The sequence below is a fragment of the Halomonas sp. TD01 genome (genome assembly GCF_923868895.1).
GTDB lineage: Bacteria > Pseudomonadota > Gammaproteobacteria > Pseudomonadales > Halomonadaceae > Vreelandella.
The window spans coordinates 1,183,332-1,200,499 of the sequence record NZ_OV350343.1 but is presented as its reverse complement, the minus strand read 5'-3'; the positions used below and the strand labels follow the sequence as shown (position 1 = coordinate 1,200,499).

General features: G+C 49.8%; 14 protein-coding genes. 6 read left to right on the top strand and 8 right to left on the bottom strand.

Annotated features, from left to right (window positions below; translation table 11 throughout):
* Positions 1 to 41: 41 nt before the first annotated feature.
* The 3 genes from dnaN (at position 42) to gyrB (ending at position 4,815) form a co-directional block, all read left to right on the top strand.
* Positions 42 to 1,145, top strand: coding sequence for a DNA polymerase III subunit beta (gene dnaN / locus L1X57_RS05665; protein WP_009723350.1), 1,104 nt, complete (start codon positions 42 to 44; stop codon positions 1,143 to 1,145).
* Between the two features lie 106 nt (positions 1,146 to 1,251).
* Positions 1,252 to 2,355, top strand: coding sequence for a DNA replication/repair protein RecF (recF, locus tag L1X57_RS05660; RefSeq protein WP_039868943.1), 1,104 nt, complete (start codon positions 1,252 to 1,254; stop codon positions 2,353 to 2,355).
* 39 nt (positions 2,356 to 2,394) lie between these two features.
* Entirely contained in the window at positions 2,395 to 4,815 is a 2,421-nt protein-coding gene (gene gyrB / locus L1X57_RS05655; RefSeq protein WP_009723352.1) for a DNA topoisomerase (ATP-hydrolyzing) subunit B, read from the top strand.
* A 162-nt stretch (positions 4,816 to 4,977) separates the two neighbouring features.
* On the opposite strand, the gene gmhB is transcribed toward gyrB, so the two are convergent.
* The 4 genes from gmhB to glyQ form a co-directional block, all read right to left on the bottom strand.
* Entirely contained in the window at positions 4,978 to 5,556 is a 579-nt protein-coding gene (gene gmhB / locus L1X57_RS05650) for a D-glycero-beta-D-manno-heptose 1,7-bisphosphate 7-phosphatase (protein ID WP_009723353.1), read from the bottom strand.
* 9 nt (positions 5,557 to 5,565) lie between these two features.
* Complete coding sequence (locus L1X57_RS05645) at positions 5,566 to 6,363, bottom strand: hypothetical protein (protein WP_009723354.1); 798 nt, start codon at positions 6,361 to 6,363, stop codon at positions 5,566 to 5,568.
* A 239-nt stretch (positions 6,364 to 6,602) separates the two neighbouring features.
* The gene (gene glyS, locus L1X57_RS05640) at positions 6,603 to 8,669 is read right to left on the bottom strand and encodes a glycine--tRNA ligase subunit beta (RefSeq protein WP_009723355.1); all 2,067 of its coding nucleotides are present in this window, start codon (positions 8,667 to 8,669) and stop codon (positions 6,603 to 6,605) included.
* The gene (glyQ, locus tag L1X57_RS05635; RefSeq protein ID WP_009723356.1) at positions 8,669 to 9,628 is read right to left on the bottom strand and encodes a glycine--tRNA ligase subunit alpha; all 960 of its coding nucleotides are present in this window, start codon (positions 9,626 to 9,628) and stop codon (positions 8,669 to 8,671) included. Before glyQ ends, glyS begins: the two co-directional genes overlap by 1 nt.
* A 110-nt stretch (positions 9,629 to 9,738) precedes the next feature.
* On the opposite strand from glyQ, the gene rfaD reads away from it, so the two are divergent.
* Complete coding sequence (gene rfaD / locus L1X57_RS05630) at positions 9,739 to 10,695, top strand: ADP-glyceromanno-heptose 6-epimerase (RefSeq protein WP_009723357.1); 957 nt, start codon at positions 9,739 to 9,741, stop codon at positions 10,693 to 10,695.
* Positions 10,688 to 11,734, top strand: a complete 1,047-nt coding sequence (waaF, locus tag L1X57_RS05625) for a lipopolysaccharide heptosyltransferase II (protein WP_009723358.1) — start codon at positions 10,688 to 10,690, stop codon at positions 11,732 to 11,734. Before rfaD ends, waaF begins: the two co-directional genes overlap by 8 nt.
* Here the strand turns inward: waaF and L1X57_RS05620 are convergent.
* The 4 genes from L1X57_RS05620 to L1X57_RS05605 are packed head-to-tail and all read right to left on the bottom strand — an operon-like array spanning position 11,724 to position 16,045.
* Positions 11,724 to 13,364: a sulfatase-like hydrolase/transferase gene (locus L1X57_RS05620; protein WP_009723359.1), complete on the bottom strand. Its 1,641-nt coding sequence runs from the start codon at positions 13,362 to 13,364 to the stop codon at positions 11,724 to 11,726. The genes waaF and L1X57_RS05620 overlap by 11 nt on opposite strands.
* Positions 13,365 to 13,417: 53 nt before the next feature.
* Entirely contained in the window at positions 13,418 to 14,122 is a 705-nt protein-coding gene (locus L1X57_RS05615; protein ID WP_083817058.1) for a YrbL family protein, read from the bottom strand.
* A gap of 20 nt (positions 14,123 to 14,142) precedes the next feature.
* Positions 14,143 to 15,261, bottom strand: coding sequence for a glycosyltransferase (locus L1X57_RS05610; protein WP_009723361.1), 1,119 nt, complete (start codon positions 15,259 to 15,261; stop codon positions 14,143 to 14,145).
* Positions 15,262 to 15,286: 25 nt separating this feature from the next.
* Entirely contained in the window at positions 15,287 to 16,045 is a 759-nt protein-coding gene (locus L1X57_RS05605; protein ID WP_009723362.1) for a glycosyltransferase family 2 protein, read from the bottom strand.
* Between the two features lie 74 nt (positions 16,046 to 16,119).
* Between L1X57_RS05605 and L1X57_RS05600 the strand changes: the two genes are divergently transcribed.
* Entirely contained in the window at positions 16,120 to 17,148 is a 1,029-nt protein-coding gene (locus L1X57_RS05600) for a glycosyltransferase family 4 protein (protein WP_039869074.1), read from the top strand.
* The last annotated feature ends 20 nt before the right edge of the window (positions 17,149 to 17,168 follow it).

Below are 17,168 nucleotides of genomic sequence, written 5' to 3'. Positions count from 1 at the left end.
GCCTGCACTGCGGGCCTTTCAGGATAGAAACCGGAGTACCGATGAAATTTACTATTTCCCGAGAGGCACTGCTTCGCCCGCTGACTCTGGTGGCGGGCGTAGTCGAACGGCGCCAAACGCTACCAGTGCTTTCTAACGTACTGATCCAAGTAGAAGGGGATCAGGTAGCATTAACCGGTACCGACCTAGAAGTAGAGCTAGTAGGTCGTACTGTGGCTAGCCAAGTCGATCAAGAGGGCGCTGCCACGGTTCCTGCTCGTAAGCTGATGGACATCTGTAAATCGTTGCCTGATCAATCAGAGATCCAGTTGGCGGTAGAAGAGGGGCGTGCCGTGCTGCGTAGTGGCCGTTCGCGCTTTACGTTATCGACGCTGCCCGTGGCAGAGTTTCCGAATATTGAAGATGCTGATGGCAGTCAGGAACTTAGTGTGCCTCGTGGTACATTGAAGCACTTGATTGAGTCAACGTCTTTTGCAATGGCTCAGCAGGACGTACGTTATTATCTAAACGGCATGCTGCTTGAAATTCAAAGTAACTTATTGCGCACCGTTGCGACTGACGGGCACCGCTTAGCCATGTGCTCACGGCCTATCGATATTGTTGTTGACCAAGCGCAAAAGCTTATTGTGCCGCGTAAAGGCATCCTAGAGCTTTCCCGCTTGTTGGATGACAGCGATGAGCCGGTAAGTCTTACCTTGGGTTCAACCCACGTTCGCGCTCATACCGGCGACTTTACGTTTACCTCTAAGCTGATTGATGGCAAGTTCCCTGACTATGAGCGTGTGGTGCCTCGTAATGGTGACAAAGTACTGATTGCTGAGCGTGCTGAACTGCGTCAAGTGCTTTCTCGTACCGCTATTCTTTCTAATGAGAAATATCGTGGTGTGCGGCTATATCTTGAGGAAAACAACCTTAAGGTAATGGCCAACAACCCTGAACAGGAAGAAGCCGAAGAGAATGTGGCCGTTGAGTATAATGGCGGTGCCATGGAAGTTGGCTTTAACGTTGGCTACTTGGTAGATGTACTGTCGGTTCTGGACGAGGATCGAGTGCAGATGACGCTGGCGGATCCCAATAGTAGTGCGCTGTTAGAAGAGCCCGGTGGCGGTGATGCGCTTTACGTTGTTATGCCGATGCGGTTATAACCGTAATAGGTGGCTAACTGAGGGCGGCGCTTCTGATGGCAGAAGCGCCGTTTTCGCGTTTTACAAGGATGGTAGATTTTATGGTCTTATTCACCGGCAATCGTTAATGAGTGTGACTCGGTTAAATCTTCAGGGATTGCGTAATTTAGCGCCAGTTGAGATGTGTCCTTCATCCCGTATTAATTTGATATACGGCGTTAATGGCAGTGGTAAAACCAGCCTATTGGAAGGTATTCACATCTTGGGAATGGGGCGCTCTTTCCGCACCCGTCAGCTGAAACATGCAATACAGGCGGAAGCGCCCTATATGACGCTCTACGGCCGTTTGGCGGGAGACCCTGAGGTTACGCTTGGCGTAAGGAGAATGCGTGCACAGCGCGAGCTGGAGCTGCGTCTGCGGGGAGAGAAAGGTGTTCGCTTAGCAGAATTGGTTGAGGCTATGCCATTGCAGCTAATAAATCCAGATGCCTTTCGTCTCCTTGAAGGGTCGCCCGCAGGGCGAAGAGAGTTTTTAGATTGGGGAGTGTTTCACGTGAAACACTCCTTTCTCGACGCATGGAAGCGAACGCGTCGCGCGGTGAAACATCGGAATGCGCTCCTTAGGCGTGGTAGAATAGTGCCTAGCGAAATAGCGGTATGGGAGCAGGAGTTGGCGATCTGGGGTGAACAGATGGATACGCTCAGGCAGACATGGTTCAGTGAGTTCTTGCCGGTATTCGATGAAACCCTGAAAGAGCTGATCTCTTTACCTGGTTTAACGCTACGTTATGCAAGAGGTTGGGATAAGCAACGCGCTCTTGTAGATGTGTTACAGGATAGTCGCCAAGCGGATCAGCAAATGGGCTTTACCCAGCAGGGCCCGCAGCGTGCGGACTTACGAATCAGATTAAACAAGCAGCCCGCTGTTGAAGTCCTTTCCAGAGGCCAGCAAAAGCTGGTGGTTAGTGCGTTAAAGCTTGCCCAGGGGCGGCTTCTGGAAAGTACCACACAACGACACTGCATTTACTTGATCGACGATTTGCCAGCGGAGCTAGATAGCACGCACCAAGGTCGGTTTTGCAATTTACTTGAAAAGATGCAGTGTCAGGCATTTATTACTAGCGTCGAACCCTCCGCGCTTCGTGGTATATGGGAACCCTCAACAGATGTCGGGATGTTTCACGTGAAACAGTCCGACCAAGGGTTAAGCCAATTACTGCCGGACGGGTAGGCGACACGGAACGAGACAGACTTCACGACGGAGTGGTCAATGAGCGAGCAGGCTTACGATTCATCAAGCATCAAGGTGCTCAAAGGGCTAGACGCAGTGCGCAAGCGCCCAGGCATGTATATCGGCGATACCGACGACGGCACCGGGCTGCACCATATGGTTTTCGAGCTGGTGGATAACTCCATCGATGAAGCTCTGGCAGGTTACTGCAGTGAAATTCGCGTGGTTATCCACCCGGATGAGTCGGTGACTGTAAGCGATGATGGCCGTGGGGTTCCTACCGAGTTACATGAGGGTGAGGGCATCTCAGCAGCAGAAGTTATCATGACAGTGCTGCATGCTGGCGGTAAGTTCGATGATAATTCATATAAAGTATCAGGCGGCCTACACGGTGTAGGTGTGTCAGTTGTTAACGCACTTTCAGAAGAGCTGCGATTAACAATTTGGCGCCAGGGTGAAGTGTTTGAGCAGGTCTATCGTCACGGTGTGCCTCAAGCGCCGTTGGGTGTTGTAGGTAAAACCGAAAAAAGCGGCACCCGCGTGCACTTTCGCCCATCACCTGACACTTTCGCGAATATTGAATTTCACTTTGATATTCTTGCTAAACGCCTACGCGAACTCTCATTCCTGAATTCCGGCGTTGCCATTCGCTTGTTGGACGAACGCAATGGAAAAGAGGAGTTGTTCCATTATGAAGGTGGTTTGAAAGCATTTGTTGACCACTTGAATAAGAACAAAACAGCGCTTAATCCAGTCTTTCACTTCAATGCTGTGCGTGAAGATGGCGTTGAGGTGGAAGTGGCTATGCAGTGGTGCGACTCTTTCACGGAAAGCATTTTCTGCTATACCAATAACATTCCTCAGCGGGATGGTGGAACCCACTTAGCTGGCTTCCGCGCAGCACTAACGCGAACGTTGAATCATTACATCGAAACGCAGGGGCTGCTGAAAAAATCTAAGGTTAATACGTCGGGTGATGATGCTCGTGAAGGCTTGACCGCCATTATCTCTGTTAAAGTCCCTGATCCGAAATTCTCGTCTCAAACCAAAGATAAGCTGGTTTCCAGTGAAGTGAAAACGGCGGTTGAACAGGAAATGGGTCGGCTATTTGCCGACTATTTGATCGAGAAGCCTAACGAAGCTAAATCGATTGTTAATAAGATGCTAGATGCTGCACGTGCACGAGAAGCCGCACGTAAAGCGCGGGATATGACTCGCCGTAAGGGGGCGCTTGATATCGCTGGGCTACCTGGCAAGCTTGCCGACTGCCAAGAGAAAGATCCAAGCCAATCTGAACTGTATCTGGTGGAGGGTGACTCGGCTGGTGGTAGTGCTAAGCAGGGGCGTGATCGTCGTACCCAGGCGATTCTGCCGCTGAAAGGTAAAATACTAAACGTTGAGAAAGCACGCTTCGATAAGATGCTGTCATCTGCAGAAGTCGGCACTCTGATAACTGCGCTAGGCTGTGGTATCGGCCGCGAGGAGTTTAACCCCGATAAGCTACGTTATCATTCGGTCATTATCATGACTGACGCCGACGTTGACGGTTCGCACATCCGCACATTGTTGCTAACGTTCTTTTTCCGTCAGATGCCTGAATTGATTGAACGCGGTCACATCTTTATTGCTCAGCCTCCGCTTTATAAAATTAAGCGGGGTAAGCAAGAGCTCTATCTGAAAGATGAGCAAGCAATGACCGACTACCTGACCACCACGGCTCTGGATGGGGCAGGGTTATATGTAAATGCTGATGCGCCAGGGATTGCCGGTTCACAACTAGAAGCGTTGGTTACTCAGTACCGAAATGTGATGAAACGGATTGATCGCCTTGCTCGGGTCTACCCCATTGCGGTACTCAAGGAGGCTGTACATGTAACTGCGCTTCAAGGTGAAGTAAGTCTTAAAGACCGCATCACCATGGAAAATTGGATTGCTGAGCTACAGAAAGCAATGGATGACATGGTGGCGTATGAAGGTGGTCCGCGTTACCAGTTCTTCCTGCAGGAAGATAGCGAGCGTGGTTTGCATTTACCAGCAGTGTCATTAATTGCCCACGGCGTGACTACTGAGTATGTGTGGGGCCTGGACTTCTTTGAAAGCACTGACTACCGCGCCATTACGGGCCTTGGCGAGACGTTAAACGGGTTGCTTGAAGAAGGTGCTTACATCGCCCGTGGCGAGCGTCAGAAGCCGGTTTCGCACTTCTCCGAAGTGCTGGCTTGGTTAATGCAAGAGGGGCAGCGTGGCCTCTCTTTCCAGCGCTACAAGGGGCTTGGGGAAATGAACCCTGATCAGCTATGGGAAACCACCATGGATCCCGACAGCCGTCGTATGCTGCGAGTAACCATTGAAGATGCGGTAGCAGCCGATATGATGTTTAACACGTTGATGGGTGATGAAGTTGAGCCTCGTCGTGAATTTATCGAAACCAATGCGCTAGTTGCTAATCTTGATATCTGATGCGTTCGTCACCACGTGTTTCACGTGAAACAGTGCGATAAGCACTAACAAACGCAGTCAGATGAAAAACAAAACGCCGCTTCTAATTAAATGGAAGCGGCGTTTTTTCTTGCGTGCCAAGCTAGTAGAGAGAGGCGGGTAAGTCGGAAGGAAGAAACCCCGTTACTGCTGTTGGCATAGCCAATCTGAAAACGCGGCTAGATCTGAATAAACCAGCGTGTTCTCAAGGTCAGTATGATTAGCTAATGTCTTTTCTCCTTTGCCTGTTCTGACCAGCACTGAGCGGCACCCTACTGCTTCGCCAGCCTGCAGATCTCGCAGACTGTCACCGACCATCCAACTGCCCGTAAGGCTCTCCATCCCCAATTGATGCTGAATTTGCAAAAGTAACCCTGGTAGGGGTTTTCGACAACAGCATTGATCATCGGGGCCGTGAGGGCAGTAAGCAATATGGGCAATACGCCCACCTTTCGCTTCAACCATCGCCGTTAGGCGACTGTGCATCGAGTGAAGCGTTGCCTCGTCGTAATAGCCTCGTGCAATACCCGACTGATTGGTAGCCACCGCGACGGTGTACCCTGCCTGAGTCAGTTGGGCAATAGCATCAATCGCTGAAGGGTAGGGGACCCACTCCTCAAGTGACTTTATATAAGCATCAGAATCGTGATTGATGACACCGTCACGATCAAGAATGACAAGACATGTTGATGAGAGCCCTGATGAGTCTAATGTAGTGGACATCGCGTCCTTCTATTGGCTGCGTAGCTGTTGGTCTAGGAGGGACAGCGCGTGGAGAGTGACTGAAATTTTCTTTCCATCGCTACCCAAAAGGTGAAAAGGAAATCGCCCTAAACGCTTAAATCGTGAAAGTGTGCTAAGAAAGCGTTCCCGCACTTCAGGTTGCGTTTGCCTCAACCCGTTAAGTAGTGCTGGCGTTAAACACTCAATATGAGGGTTACGGGTACTTAGTTTGCCATAAAGAGAGAAAATAAAGCAGTGCCAGTCGCGGACCATACAGTCTGTCAACTTATGATATTTACCTGGATCGGTCTCAAAATCGATAAATACAATACCTTCTTTATTAACCAATATGTTTCGGGCAAAGGCCTCACTTAAGTAACACTGTTTTGCGTGAACATCATTCAGCGCCTGAGTGCTCATCTGAAGATAATGATTAATTTCATTGACACTTTCGGCAGCCAGTAGTTTATCCAGAAGCGTTAGAGAAGGCTCTTCCGAGCCTCCTGCGTCAGCAAGAAGTAGTGCTTGAGGAGATTCGGCTAATATAGTCGGTACCGCTACTCCCGCCTTAGTAAGGGACTTAATTCGGGCTGCTTCTAGGGCAACGCTCTGTTTTCCCCCTAAGTTAGGGACTGGTTTAAGTGCTTCAATACTCAGCCATTTAGCTAATAGTGTTAGCGGCAGGTAAGCAAGTCGTGAATTTCGCTTCGTTGCCTTTTTCAGCCATACACGTTGTCTATTTAGGGTGTAAGACGCAATGTTAGCCTGTTGCTGAGGAAGGGTATCAAGTAAGAATAAGTCGTACATAAGCCGTTTCCATGGCGATTAGAGCAGTTATTACCATTTACCTTCTACGAGGAAATGGCACTGTGGTTACGCTTCTAATTTTACCTTGGTGTTTCACGTGAAACAATTAGCTGGCAGTACTACTGAGTCTAGTCTGGAGAAAAGAGACAATACAGTTGTGACATGCAAAAAAAGCCCGGCTTGCGAGAGCCGGGCTTGCTATTGCCATTAGCGTGAACTGAAAAAAACGGCGCGGTGTCTTATTGTGGCAGCTGGGAAATATCCGCTACTTCAAGGAACAGCGCTTGCAGACTGGCAAGCAGCGCTAGACGATTATGACGAACGGCACTGTCATCGGCCATCACCATTACCTGATCGAAGAAAGCATCGACAGGCTCACGTAGTGTTGCCAGTGCGTCTAGTGCTTGCTGGTAATCGCCCGCTGAAAATAACGGAGTTACTTGCTGTTGGCTGGCCGTTACTGCATTGAATAGCGTCTTCTCGGCTTCTTCCTGCAGCAGGCTCTGATCTACCTGAATACTACCGTTGTGTTCCTGCTTGCTCAGGATATTAGAAACCCGCTTGTTCGCGGCAGCCAAAGCAGCGGCTTCTTCCCGCTGTGCAAAGGCCTTAACGGCACGTAAGCGACGAGCAAAATCCAGCGGTTTGGTTACTGGACGAGCGCGTACCGCTAAGTACATTTCAGCACTAATACCTTCTTCTTGGCCCCAGGCGCGGAAGCGGTCCAGCATGTAGGTCAATACATCTTCCACCAAGCCTTCTGCTTTGGGAAGGCCTTGGTGCTGTTCTGCGGCTACGCTGAGTAGCTCGCGAAGATCTAAATTAAGCTGACCTTTGACCAGGATGTTTAACACACCAATAGAGGCTCGGCGTAGGGCAAAGGGATCCTTTGCGCCGGTTGGGCGCTGGCCAATACCAAAGATGCCAACAAGAGTATCTAGACGGTCAGCCAATGCTAGCGCTTGGCCTGCAAGGCTTTGAGGAATGTCGTCACTGGCAAAGCGGGGCAGGTACTGCTCTTCTAATGCCTGAGCAACCTCAGCAGGTTCGCCATCTTGTTCGGCATAATAGCGGCCCATAATGCCCTGAAGCTCTGGGAATTCGAGCACCATCTCGGTGACCAAGTCGCACTTGGCTAGCGCTACTGCGCGCTGGGCGTGGTTCACATCTGCGTGAATGTGCTCGGCAATATACGTTGCTATCGCTGTGCTGCGGCGTGCTTTGTCAGCCAGCGTGCCCAGCTGTTGCTGGAATACCACGCTTTCCAGCTGGGGGATGCGAGAGGCCAGAGTTTGCTTGCGATCCATATCGTAGAAGAATGCAGCATCCGCTAAGCGCGGTCGTATCACTTTCTCGTTGCCGGAAATCACTTGCTGAGGGTCGGCGCTGTCGATGTTTGAAATGGTAATAAACAGCGGTTTCAGCTTGCCTTGGTCATCCAGCAAGTGGAAGTATTTTTGGTTGGCCTTCATGGAGGAGATTAAGCACTCCGCAGGCACCTCCAGAAATCGCTCATCGAAGCTGCCGGTTAATGCGACCGGCCATTCGACTAACCCGCTTACTTCTACTAATAACTCTTCATCGATAACGGCATTGGCTTCTTGAACTTCGGCTTCGGCCAATACCTGCTCACGGATGCGTTCGCGGCGCCGCTGGCGGTCTGCTAACACGTAGGCATTTTCGAGTGCGGCTAGGTAGTCATCAGCGTGTTCAAGCTGTATAGCATCTGGCGCATGGAAGCGGTGACCGTAGGTAGTACGGCTAGCTTCCAGGCCAAGCGCTTCCGCGGCAATGACGTTGCTGCCATACAGGGCAACTAGCCAGTGAACCGGGCGGGAGAACTCAACGCGAGACGAACCCCAGCGCATATTCTTAGGCACCGGTAGCGACTGTAGCGTTTTGCGAACCATCTCTGGCAGCAGCGTTTGTACACTTTCGCCCTGCTGCTGTTCGCGGTAGCCAAGCCAAGTGCCTTTATCGGTTTCTAGGTGAATTAGCTCATCCACGCTGACGCCGCAAGAACGCGCAAAACCTTCCGCTGCTTTGGTAGGTGAGCCGTCCTTGAAGGCGGCTGCTAGGGCAGGGCCACGGCGTTCCACTTCACGGTCAGGCTGCTTGTCTGCAAGCCCGGTAACCTGCACAGCTAAACGGCGCGGGGTGGCGTAAGCGGCGACGCTTTGGAAGGGAATCTCTGCTTCTTGCAGGCCTTTTTCAATGCCGGCTGCAAACGCATCAGAAAGCGTATCCAGCGCTGTCGGTGGAAGTTCTTCAGCGCCTAGTTCTAATAAAAGCGTATCAACAGCCATTATGCGTCTCCCTGGTCAGCTAGTAGTTCGCGGCGCAGGGCCTCGGGCGCCATGGGGAATCCTTCTGCTTTACGAGACTCGAAGTAGGCGGTGGCTACATCACGTGCCATGGTACGCACGCGGAGAATAAAGCGCTGGCGTTCGGTCACGGAAATCGCATGGCGAGCATCCAGCAGGTTGAACGTGTGGGATGCTTTGAGTACCTGCTCGTAGGCAGGCAGCGGCAGGTTAGCCACTAAGAGCTTGCTGCACTCTTTTTCCTGGTGGTCAAAGGCGGCGAATAGCTGATCAACGTCAGCATGCTCAAAGTTATACGCTGACTGCTCACGTTCATTTTGAAGATAGACATCGCCGTAGCTGACTTTGCTGCCATCAGGCGCGATGGCCCATACCAGGTCATATACGCTATCGACGTTTTGTAGGTACATGGCAATACGCTCAAGCCCGTAGGTGAGCTCACCAGTAACGGGATAGCACTCAATGCCGCCCGCCTGCTGGAAATAGGTAAACTGAGTGACTTCCATGCCGTTGAGCCACACTTCCCAACCAAGACCCCAGGCACCCAGGGTGGGGGATTCCCAGTTATCTTCAACGAAGCGCACGTCATGGATAAGCGGGTCGAGACCCAGGCGCTTTAATGAGCCTAGGTACAGGTCTTGCAGATTACTGGGTGATGGCTTCATTACCACCTGGAACTGGTAATAGTGCTGCAGGCGGTTGGGGTTTTCGCCGTAGCGGCCGTCTGTTGGACGGCGGGAGGGCTGCACGTAGGCAGCGTTCCAGGTTTCTGGACCAATTGCCCGTAGGAAGGTGGCAGGGTGGAAGGTGCCCGCGCCGACTTCCATATCGAGAGGTTGGAGAATGACACAGCCTTGTTCTGCCCAGTACTGCTGCAAAGCAAGGATCAAGCCTTGAAAGGTCGACACATCGGGTGTCGATTGGTTTGTCGAGACACTCATCGCGGAAAGCACCGTTGGCCATGAATTCATAAGCCGTCAAGTATACAATCACAGAGAGATGGGTTATAGGCACGTTAGCCAACAGAGCTGCTTTTGGTAAGGAGAACGAGATGATCGTTGTAACAGGCGGGGCTGGTTTTATCGGTGCCAATATTGTCAAAGCGCTGAACGCTCGTGGCCGTGATGATGTGATGGTGGTTGATGATTTGCGGGATGGCACTAAGTTCGTCAACTTAGCCGACTGCACGCTGGCAGATTATCTGGATAAAGATGATTTTCTAGCGCGGATCAAAGCCGCGCTACGAGGTGAGTCGGTGGATTTACCAACTATCGATGCTATTTTTCATGAAGGTGCGTGCTCCGATACGACGGAGTGGGATGGGCACTACATGATGGAGAATAACTTCGAGTACTCAAAAGTACTGCTTAACTACTGTGAGGCGTTAGGCATTCCATTTCTATACGCATCATCGGCGGCTACCTACGGCGGTAGTGAGGTGTTTAAAGAAGCGCCTGAGCACGAAAAGCCGCTCAACGTCTATGGCTACTCGAAACTGCTGTTTGACCAGCACGTGCGTTCGCGCTGGGATGAGTTGACGACACAAGTAGTGGGGTTTCGCTACTTCAATGTCTATGGCCCCCGTGAGCAGCATAAGGGCAAGATGGCGAGTGTGGCCTACCATAACCATTTACAAATCCGGAATGGGGAAACGTTAAAGCTGTTCGGAGCTTACGGCGGTTATGAGGCAGGAATGCAGAGTCGCGACTTTGTTTTCGTTGGCGATGTGGTCGACGTCAACCTGTGGTTTTTAGATAACCCTCATGCGTCCGGTATTTTTAATTTGGGCACCGGACGGGCAGAGCCATTCAAGGCCATTGGCGAGGCTGTAATCGGCTTTTATGGTCAGGGTGAAATTGACTACATTCCATTTCCTGAAGAACTAAAAGGCCGCTATCAAAGTTACACTCGTGCAGATATCAGCAATCTGCGCTCTTCGGGGTGTGATGTTGAGTTCAAAACCGTTGCCCAAGGCGTAAAAGCCTACTTGGAGTGGCTAAATGGCTAATTCTGCCAAGCGCATATTGGTGGTCGGCCCTTCCTGGGTCGGCGATATGGTGATGGCGCAAAGCCTATTTATCACCCTAAAAGCTCGCAATCCAGGGGCAACCCTGGGGGTGGTGGCTCCCGCCTGGTCGAAACCTATCCTTGAGCGTATGCCTGAGGTAGACGACGTGCTTCCATTGGCAGTAGGGCATGGTGAATTTGGCCTTGCCAGCCGCCGTGAGCTGGCTGCTCGTCTACGAGGACGCTTTGACCGTGCCATTGTTCTGCCGCGTTCGTGGAAAGCAGCGCTGGTTCCATTTATGGCGCGTATTCCCGAGCGTATCGGTTTTTTGGGCGAACACCGTTACGGTTTATTGAAAGAGCGTCGCAAGTTAGATAAGCAGGTGTTGGATCAAACGGTTAAGCGGTTTGTTTCTCTGGGGCTGCCCTTGGAAGAAGTAATGCAGGGGGAATTTGAGATCCCGACTCCGCGCTTAACGATTGATCGAAATAACTTGGTCAACTTACGCCTGACTCACGCGCTGTCGTCGCGTCCAGCTATTGGTATGATGCCCGGGGCGGAGTACGGGCCTGCTAAGCAGTGGCCGCTAGGTTATTTTCATGCATTAGCAGCGCGGCTGATTAAGGATGGATTTGAGGTGCGTGTGTTTGGCGGGCCGAAAGATCATGCAGCAGGTGAAAGCATTGTAAACGGGTTGCCCCATGCCCATAACTTATGCGGCAAAACCCAATTGGCGGATGCGGTAGACCTGTTGGCAGACTGTCGCCAGGTGGTTACCAATGATTCAGGCTTAATGCACGTTGCCGCCGCAGTAGGCGTGCGCATTCACGCTCTATACGGTTCATCATCTCCTGCTTACACACCACCCCTTACCGATAATGCTGTTATTCACTATCTAGCGCTTTCCTGCTCACCTTGCTTTAAGCGTACCTGCCCGCTGGGGCATACCAACTGTCTGAATGACTTAGGGGTGGAACAAGTGTACCAAGCGATGAGTGTCGACAGTCAGCGCGCTAACGGCGTTAACGTTAGCGCATAATCTCGACTTCATCGGCCTGATCAGCAGGGGTTTCTATGACTTGTTGGTCGGCGCTTTCTTGCGACCCGCGTCGTTGAGGGGCCAGCCCTTCCCAAAGGCGCTGCTGCAATGCGGTCTCTTCCCTGAGACGCTCGTTAAGTACCTCAAGCCCATGAGTTTCAACCAGCGTTGGTTGGCTGCTAAGTAAAGACGCCCCAAGCCCGGCACGGTTATCATCAAGCGGTAGACCCATGGCGTCTAGAATAGTGGGGAACACGTCTAGCATTGTCGCCCCTCGGCGCACCGTCAGTGGGGTGATGCCTTCGCCCAGCATGATCAGCGTATTGTCACGATCAAGTGTTGTTAGTTGATCCCAAACGGACACCCGCATGGTGAGATGGTCGCTGAGTATGACAACCAAGGTGTTTTCGAGGAGGCCTTCTTGTTCAAGACGCTCAACAAGATCGCGCGCCTGACTAGCCGAGCATTTCACTGAATATAAGATATCTTGGCCATCGAACTCACCCTGGCGGTCTTGGCACGTTTGGGAGGGAAAACCGCTAGGGGCGTGTCCGGCAATGCTTAGATTAACCACTGCCCAGGGGCCGTTATCCTCTTTACTCAAACGACGAATCTCATTCACAGTAAAATCGTAAAGCGTGTCGTCATAGAGCCCCCAGCTATTTACGTACTCTGGGTCATCAAGCTCCGTTGAAAGCTCCTCCTTACCCTTTACCGTATTAAACTGATGGCCACGATAGAAAAGTCCTTTACCGGCAAACTGAGTACTGGCTCCTCCCAAATAGCTAAGCCGATAGCCTTGAGCTGCCAACACATCGCCTAGGCAGTCGACGCCGGGAACTACTTTGGAAAGCGGGTCGAACTGGCTGTCGTGCAAAAGTCCTGCAGGCATCAGCGGCACGCCACACTGGCTAGCAATCATGCCTGCCATGGTCCAGCCGGTGTTTTCCATTTGCTGGATACCTTCAAAGACCAGCCCGCGTTCGCCTAGCGCGGTTAAATCAGCATAAGCATCACCAAATAGCTCATTACTATACGTACGCTCAATGCTTTCCAGGTACATGACCAGAAGGTTCGGCGCATTGGCTTGATCTTCCGTGAGCGGTGGCACGTAACGGCGATCTAGCCAGGCACCATCGTCTGTTACAATGGCCGCGCTGCGCTGTCCTAAACCGTATAGCATCGGGTTTGCCGCTAACAAGGTAAGCGCAACAAAGCGTTCAGTTATCCGCCATCGCTGATCATGCCGAGTGAGCCAGGTAACCGATGCCAGCAATGCGAGCATACTCGTCGTGTAAATAACGGCAGTGATCATTTTTCCTGCACCGCCATGTTCGGCCATGCCTGCTTGAAGGTGGAAAAACACCGCGCCCAAATCGACATTACCAAAGCTATCAGCTAGATAGATATAAATGCCTAGCAAGCTGAGTGGTATCAGTGACCAAGGCCACACAGGGCGGTAGCGAGCGTTTGGCGGTGCACCCCAGCGTAGCTTGATGCCAAAGCCGATCCACACGGCGGCTGTGAAAAATAGTGTCCACCAAGGTAGTCGAGTAAGCACGGTGATGGCATAGCCAATGCATAAACCGATGACAGTCACTGCTATTTTTCGGATAACACTAGGATCCATATATAACCTATGCTTTCAGTCGTGCCGCGTCTGGCTAGCGGACAAGAAGTACGTTAGCCACACGAATTATCAGAAGACGCTTTCGAAGTCGCATGCAAAGGTGGCGCCGCTGCGTAGCAATAATTACCCGCATAAACCTCTTGAGCACATTTAGTAAATTGCGATTTTGCCTGTTGCCATTTTCGATGAGTATAAAAGCCTGACAACCGTCTGCTTTTTAATAGGAGGTATGTCTTGAAATCTAGTTTCTTAGGTGAAAAACCATCTACCATAATAAGTTTATAATCATGGTGGTTACCATCTAAGATAAAATTATCAATATTAAAGTCAGACGCTGGAATGCCAAGAGGAGAAAAGCTTTTAATAACGTCCTCGATTAATATCAAAGCGCTACCAACTGTAAGTTCTTTTTTGAACAAGAGCTTTCTTAGTGTCAACGATTTACCATTGTCATCAAAAATTTTGTCCACTACTAAGCCTGGCCCCCTATTAGTGGTAACCCAGGTGTGGCAAAGACTTATATGGCTGTCTTTACCTGTTTTTTTTATTTTTTTTGACACATACCACTCAGACAAACTTTGTCTGTGACCTCTTTTCCAGTGTGTTGAATCCCGTGAAATTTTGATTATCTTTGAAGGGTGTTCTTTATAGAGATAACAAATACGATTACTACCATAGGATAAGATTTCATCGTCATGTAATATGACTTTATCACTATTCTTAATTTCTTTGGCTATTTTTTGATATGAAAAACACATGGATCATCCTTGATCTTTATTTAAAGGAATTGCGAGAGTAGCGTTTTGAGTGCCTTATACTGGTACTCATAAGTGAACTGACTGGCTCTGTTAGCAATCTGTTCGGAAAGTAACGTATTGTTTTTAATTAATATTTCTTCGGCTGCCTGCGCCCATTGGCGAGAATCATAGCCGGGTACAATGAGCTTTCTATGATCTCCCTCCAATAATTCTCCAGCACCGACACGCTCCGATATTAGAGGCAGTATAGAACAGGCCATCGCTTCTAGCACTACACATCCAAATTCCTCGATATGTGCGGGTAACATAAATAGGTCTAAAGCAGCATAATACTGTTCCACGTTAGGCACCGTTTTTTTCCAAATAAACTGGCGCTCGATGTTAAGTTTTTCAGTTTTTTCTTTATAGGCGTCTGTATTCCCCTGACCAATTATCAGGAATCGATAATTTAAAGTCGATTTTTTAATGAGTTGGTCAGCAATGTCAATAAATAAAGATACATTTCTCTTTTTGAAATCTCCAGAGGTAACTAATCCAATCAGTTTCTCTTGCTTTTTAACGCCGAGTTCATCTCGACGAGCCTCTCTATACTTCATTTTAACGGAGGCGTTAAATTGCTTAGAATTATATCCAGGATAGGAGACTTCAATTTTATCTTCGGGTAGGTTGTATCGGCTTATCAAGTCGTTTGCCATTAGTTGAGAGTTGGCAACCACTTTTTTAAAGACTCCTTGCAACAAAATCTTGCGATGCATTTTTGAGACATCGCTTTGGAGATGGGCGGCGTCCGGATAGATAAGTTTTTGGGCAAGATCGACGCAGTTGTGCATAAAAACAATATCGGCATTGTCTGAGTCGCCATGGCTGATAACGAGGTCAGGCTTATGGCGTAAGCACCATGCATTGGCGCGGGCACTAAACCAGCGTCGCCGCACTAATCCTTTAAAAGGAAATTTTGAGATCTTATGTAATGTGCCACCGTAGGAGTGGATATTGGCAACATCCGCTTTTTCACATAAGACGGTGACCTTGTAGCCCATCGCACTTAAAATCGAGATTTGTTGCAATGCAATTCTTGCAGCCCCCGTCATTTTGTTAAGTTTACGTATAGCAACAACAGCGGTAGGCGTTTTCTGCATTGTCAAACCTATAGAATTCTGAAGTTTAGCGATTAGTTTTTAAATAGTTTTTCATATACTTCCAAAAGACGCCGTTAGCATTAGATACTGCAATGACGAGACCTCTCCAGCCATCTAAACATCCGCGCTGTAATAGGTAAGTGCGAATGAAGGCAAATAACGCTTTTATAAAAATAACGGGCACAGGGTATGACTTGAGCTTGCCGGAGTCGGCACGAATACTCGAGTAACGATTAATTTTTTCTAAAAACTGAGATAAATCAGTGACCGCCGTATGCGCAATGGTGCCTGTCAAACGTTGCACACGACTATGTTGGCCAAGCGCAATCGATTCATGAACCATGGCATCGTTGAAATTATGGCATTGGCGGTTAAATAAGCGAATCAGCCAGTCATTACCCCATCCAGAGTGGCGAACGGGGCGGCCCATCATCCAGTTTTCGCGCAACATCTGACCAAGGTCGTTTGGCGAGGCGTTGTCCACCCAGGCAAGAATAGCGTCAACCAGTGCCGGGGACAGCGCTTCATCAGCATCTAACGACACAATCCAGTCATGTTTTGCTAGCGAAACAGCATGACGTTTGGTCGGGCCAAAACCTAGGAAATCACCTTCATATAGCGATACGTTGGAGTAGTCTGCTGCAATTCTTAGCGTATCGTCGCTTGAGCCGTTATCGTAAATAACGACATCATCAAAGCCCAGTACAGAGTCCAGGGTTTGCCGCAGTGTGGCGGCAGCATTTCGAGTGATGATAACAACGCTTACGCTAGCGGGTATGGGCATGACTGTCCTGTTAGGATGAGCGACGGATGCTATTATATCTGCTTTTATATCCAAAATATTCAAGTGAGGCGCTTTTGCAAATTATTCACGTTAATCTGGCTAAGGGTTTTCGAGGAGGAGAGCGTCAAACGGTACTACTAATACAAGCCCTCGCTAAACGTAAAGCTGTAAAACAGCAAACCCTGGTTTGCCAGCCCTTGTCGCCTTTACGCGACGAGTTATCTGATACGCCTAACGTGCGGTTTGTTAATGCGACCTCTCAGTTGGCAGGGCACTGGCGTGCCGGAAAAGCAGATATTGTTCATGCTCATGAGGCAAAGGCTGTTCATTGGGCATGGCTGCATAAAAAACTATTTCGAACGCCTTATATTCTTACCCGCCGCGTCGACACGCCCATCAAACGGAAGTGGAGCAACGTGGTTTTTTATCGTAATGCCCACCGTTGTGTCGCTATTTCCAGTGCAATAGCCAATGAAATTGGCTCCCTGAGTCCTCAACCCATACCTTTAATCCCAAGTGCCTTTTCTCCCTCGACGCCCAATCTAACGGTTGCAAAAACGTTGCAAGATACTTACAGCGGGCGCTTTATTGTGGGCCATGTGGGCGCGTTGGTAGACCGTCACAAAGGGCAGCGTGTGCTATTGGAGGCAGCTCGGCAGTTAGCGCATACGCATCCAGAAATACTGTTTCTCTTTTTTGGTCGAGGGGAGGATGCTTCATTACTTCATAAAGAGAGCGCTGAACTAGGTAACGTTGTTTGGATGGGTTTTAAACCTGATGTTAACGATTATTTACCAGCGTTTGATCTATTTGCATTCCCTTCCCGTAACGAAGGCTTGGGGTCAGTACTGCTGGATGTGATGAATACAAATGTGCCGGTCATTGCCAGTGATGTGGGCGGTATCCCAGATATCGTCAAGCATCTCGAAACCGGCTTTTTGGTTCCACCCAACAATGCTGAGAGATTAGCCGAAGGCATTGTGGCACTTAGGCAGGATGATTCGTTAAGAAATAGATTAGTGACGACAGCGCTTTCTACGCTTAGCAACTACTCGTCTGAGGCGATGGCGAGTGCTTATTTATCACTTTATCGCGCTTTGTAGTGCGCCAGCGTCTCTAGTCA

What these genes read in the sequence shown, in the direction of transcription:
- L1X57_RS05645 (WP_009723354.1), bottom strand. Translation starts at nt 6,363, where the DNA reads ATGTACGACTTATTCTTACTTGATACCCTTCCTCAGCAACAGGCTAAC.
- L1X57_RS05620 (WP_009723359.1), bottom strand. Translation starts at nt 13,364, where the DNA reads ATGGATCCTAGTGTTATCCGAAAAATAGCAGTGACTGTCATCGGTTTA.
- waaF (WP_009723358.1), top strand. Translation starts at nt 10,688, where the DNA reads ATGGCTAATTCTGCCAAGCGCATATTGGTGGTCGGCCCTTCCTGGGTC.
- gyrB (WP_009723352.1), top strand. Translation starts at nt 2,395, where the DNA reads ATGAGCGAGCAGGCTTACGATTCATCAAGCATCAAGGTGCTCAAAGGG.
- rfaD (WP_009723357.1), top strand. Translation starts at nt 9,739, where the DNA reads ATGATCGTTGTAACAGGCGGGGCTGGTTTTATCGGTGCCAATATTGTC.
- glyQ (WP_009723356.1), bottom strand. Translation starts at nt 9,628, where the DNA reads ATGAGTGTCTCGACAAACCAATCGACACCCGATGTGTCGACCTTTCAA.
- recF (WP_039868943.1), top strand. Translation starts at nt 1,252, where the DNA reads ATGAGTGTGACTCGGTTAAATCTTCAGGGATTGCGTAATTTAGCGCCA.
- gmhB (WP_009723353.1), bottom strand. Translation starts at nt 5,556, where the DNA reads ATGTCCACTACATTAGACTCATCAGGGCTCTCATCAACATGTCTTGTC.
- dnaN (WP_009723350.1), top strand. Translation starts at nt 42, where the DNA reads ATGAAATTTACTATTTCCCGAGAGGCACTGCTTCGCCCGCTGACTCTG.
- glyS (WP_009723355.1), bottom strand. Translation starts at nt 8,669, where the DNA reads ATGGCTGTTGATACGCTTTTATTAGAACTAGGCGCTGAAGAACTTCCA.
- L1X57_RS05605 (WP_009723362.1), bottom strand. Translation starts at nt 16,045, where the DNA reads ATGCCCATACCCGCTAGCGTAAGCGTTGTTATCATCACTCGAAATGCT.
- L1X57_RS05610 (WP_009723361.1), bottom strand. Translation starts at nt 15,261, where the DNA reads ATGCAGAAAACGCCTACCGCTGTTGTTGCTATACGTAAACTTAACAAA.
- L1X57_RS05615 (WP_083817058.1), bottom strand. Translation starts at nt 14,122, where the DNA reads ATGTGTTTTTCATATCAAAAAATAGCCAAAGAAATTAAGAATAGTGAT.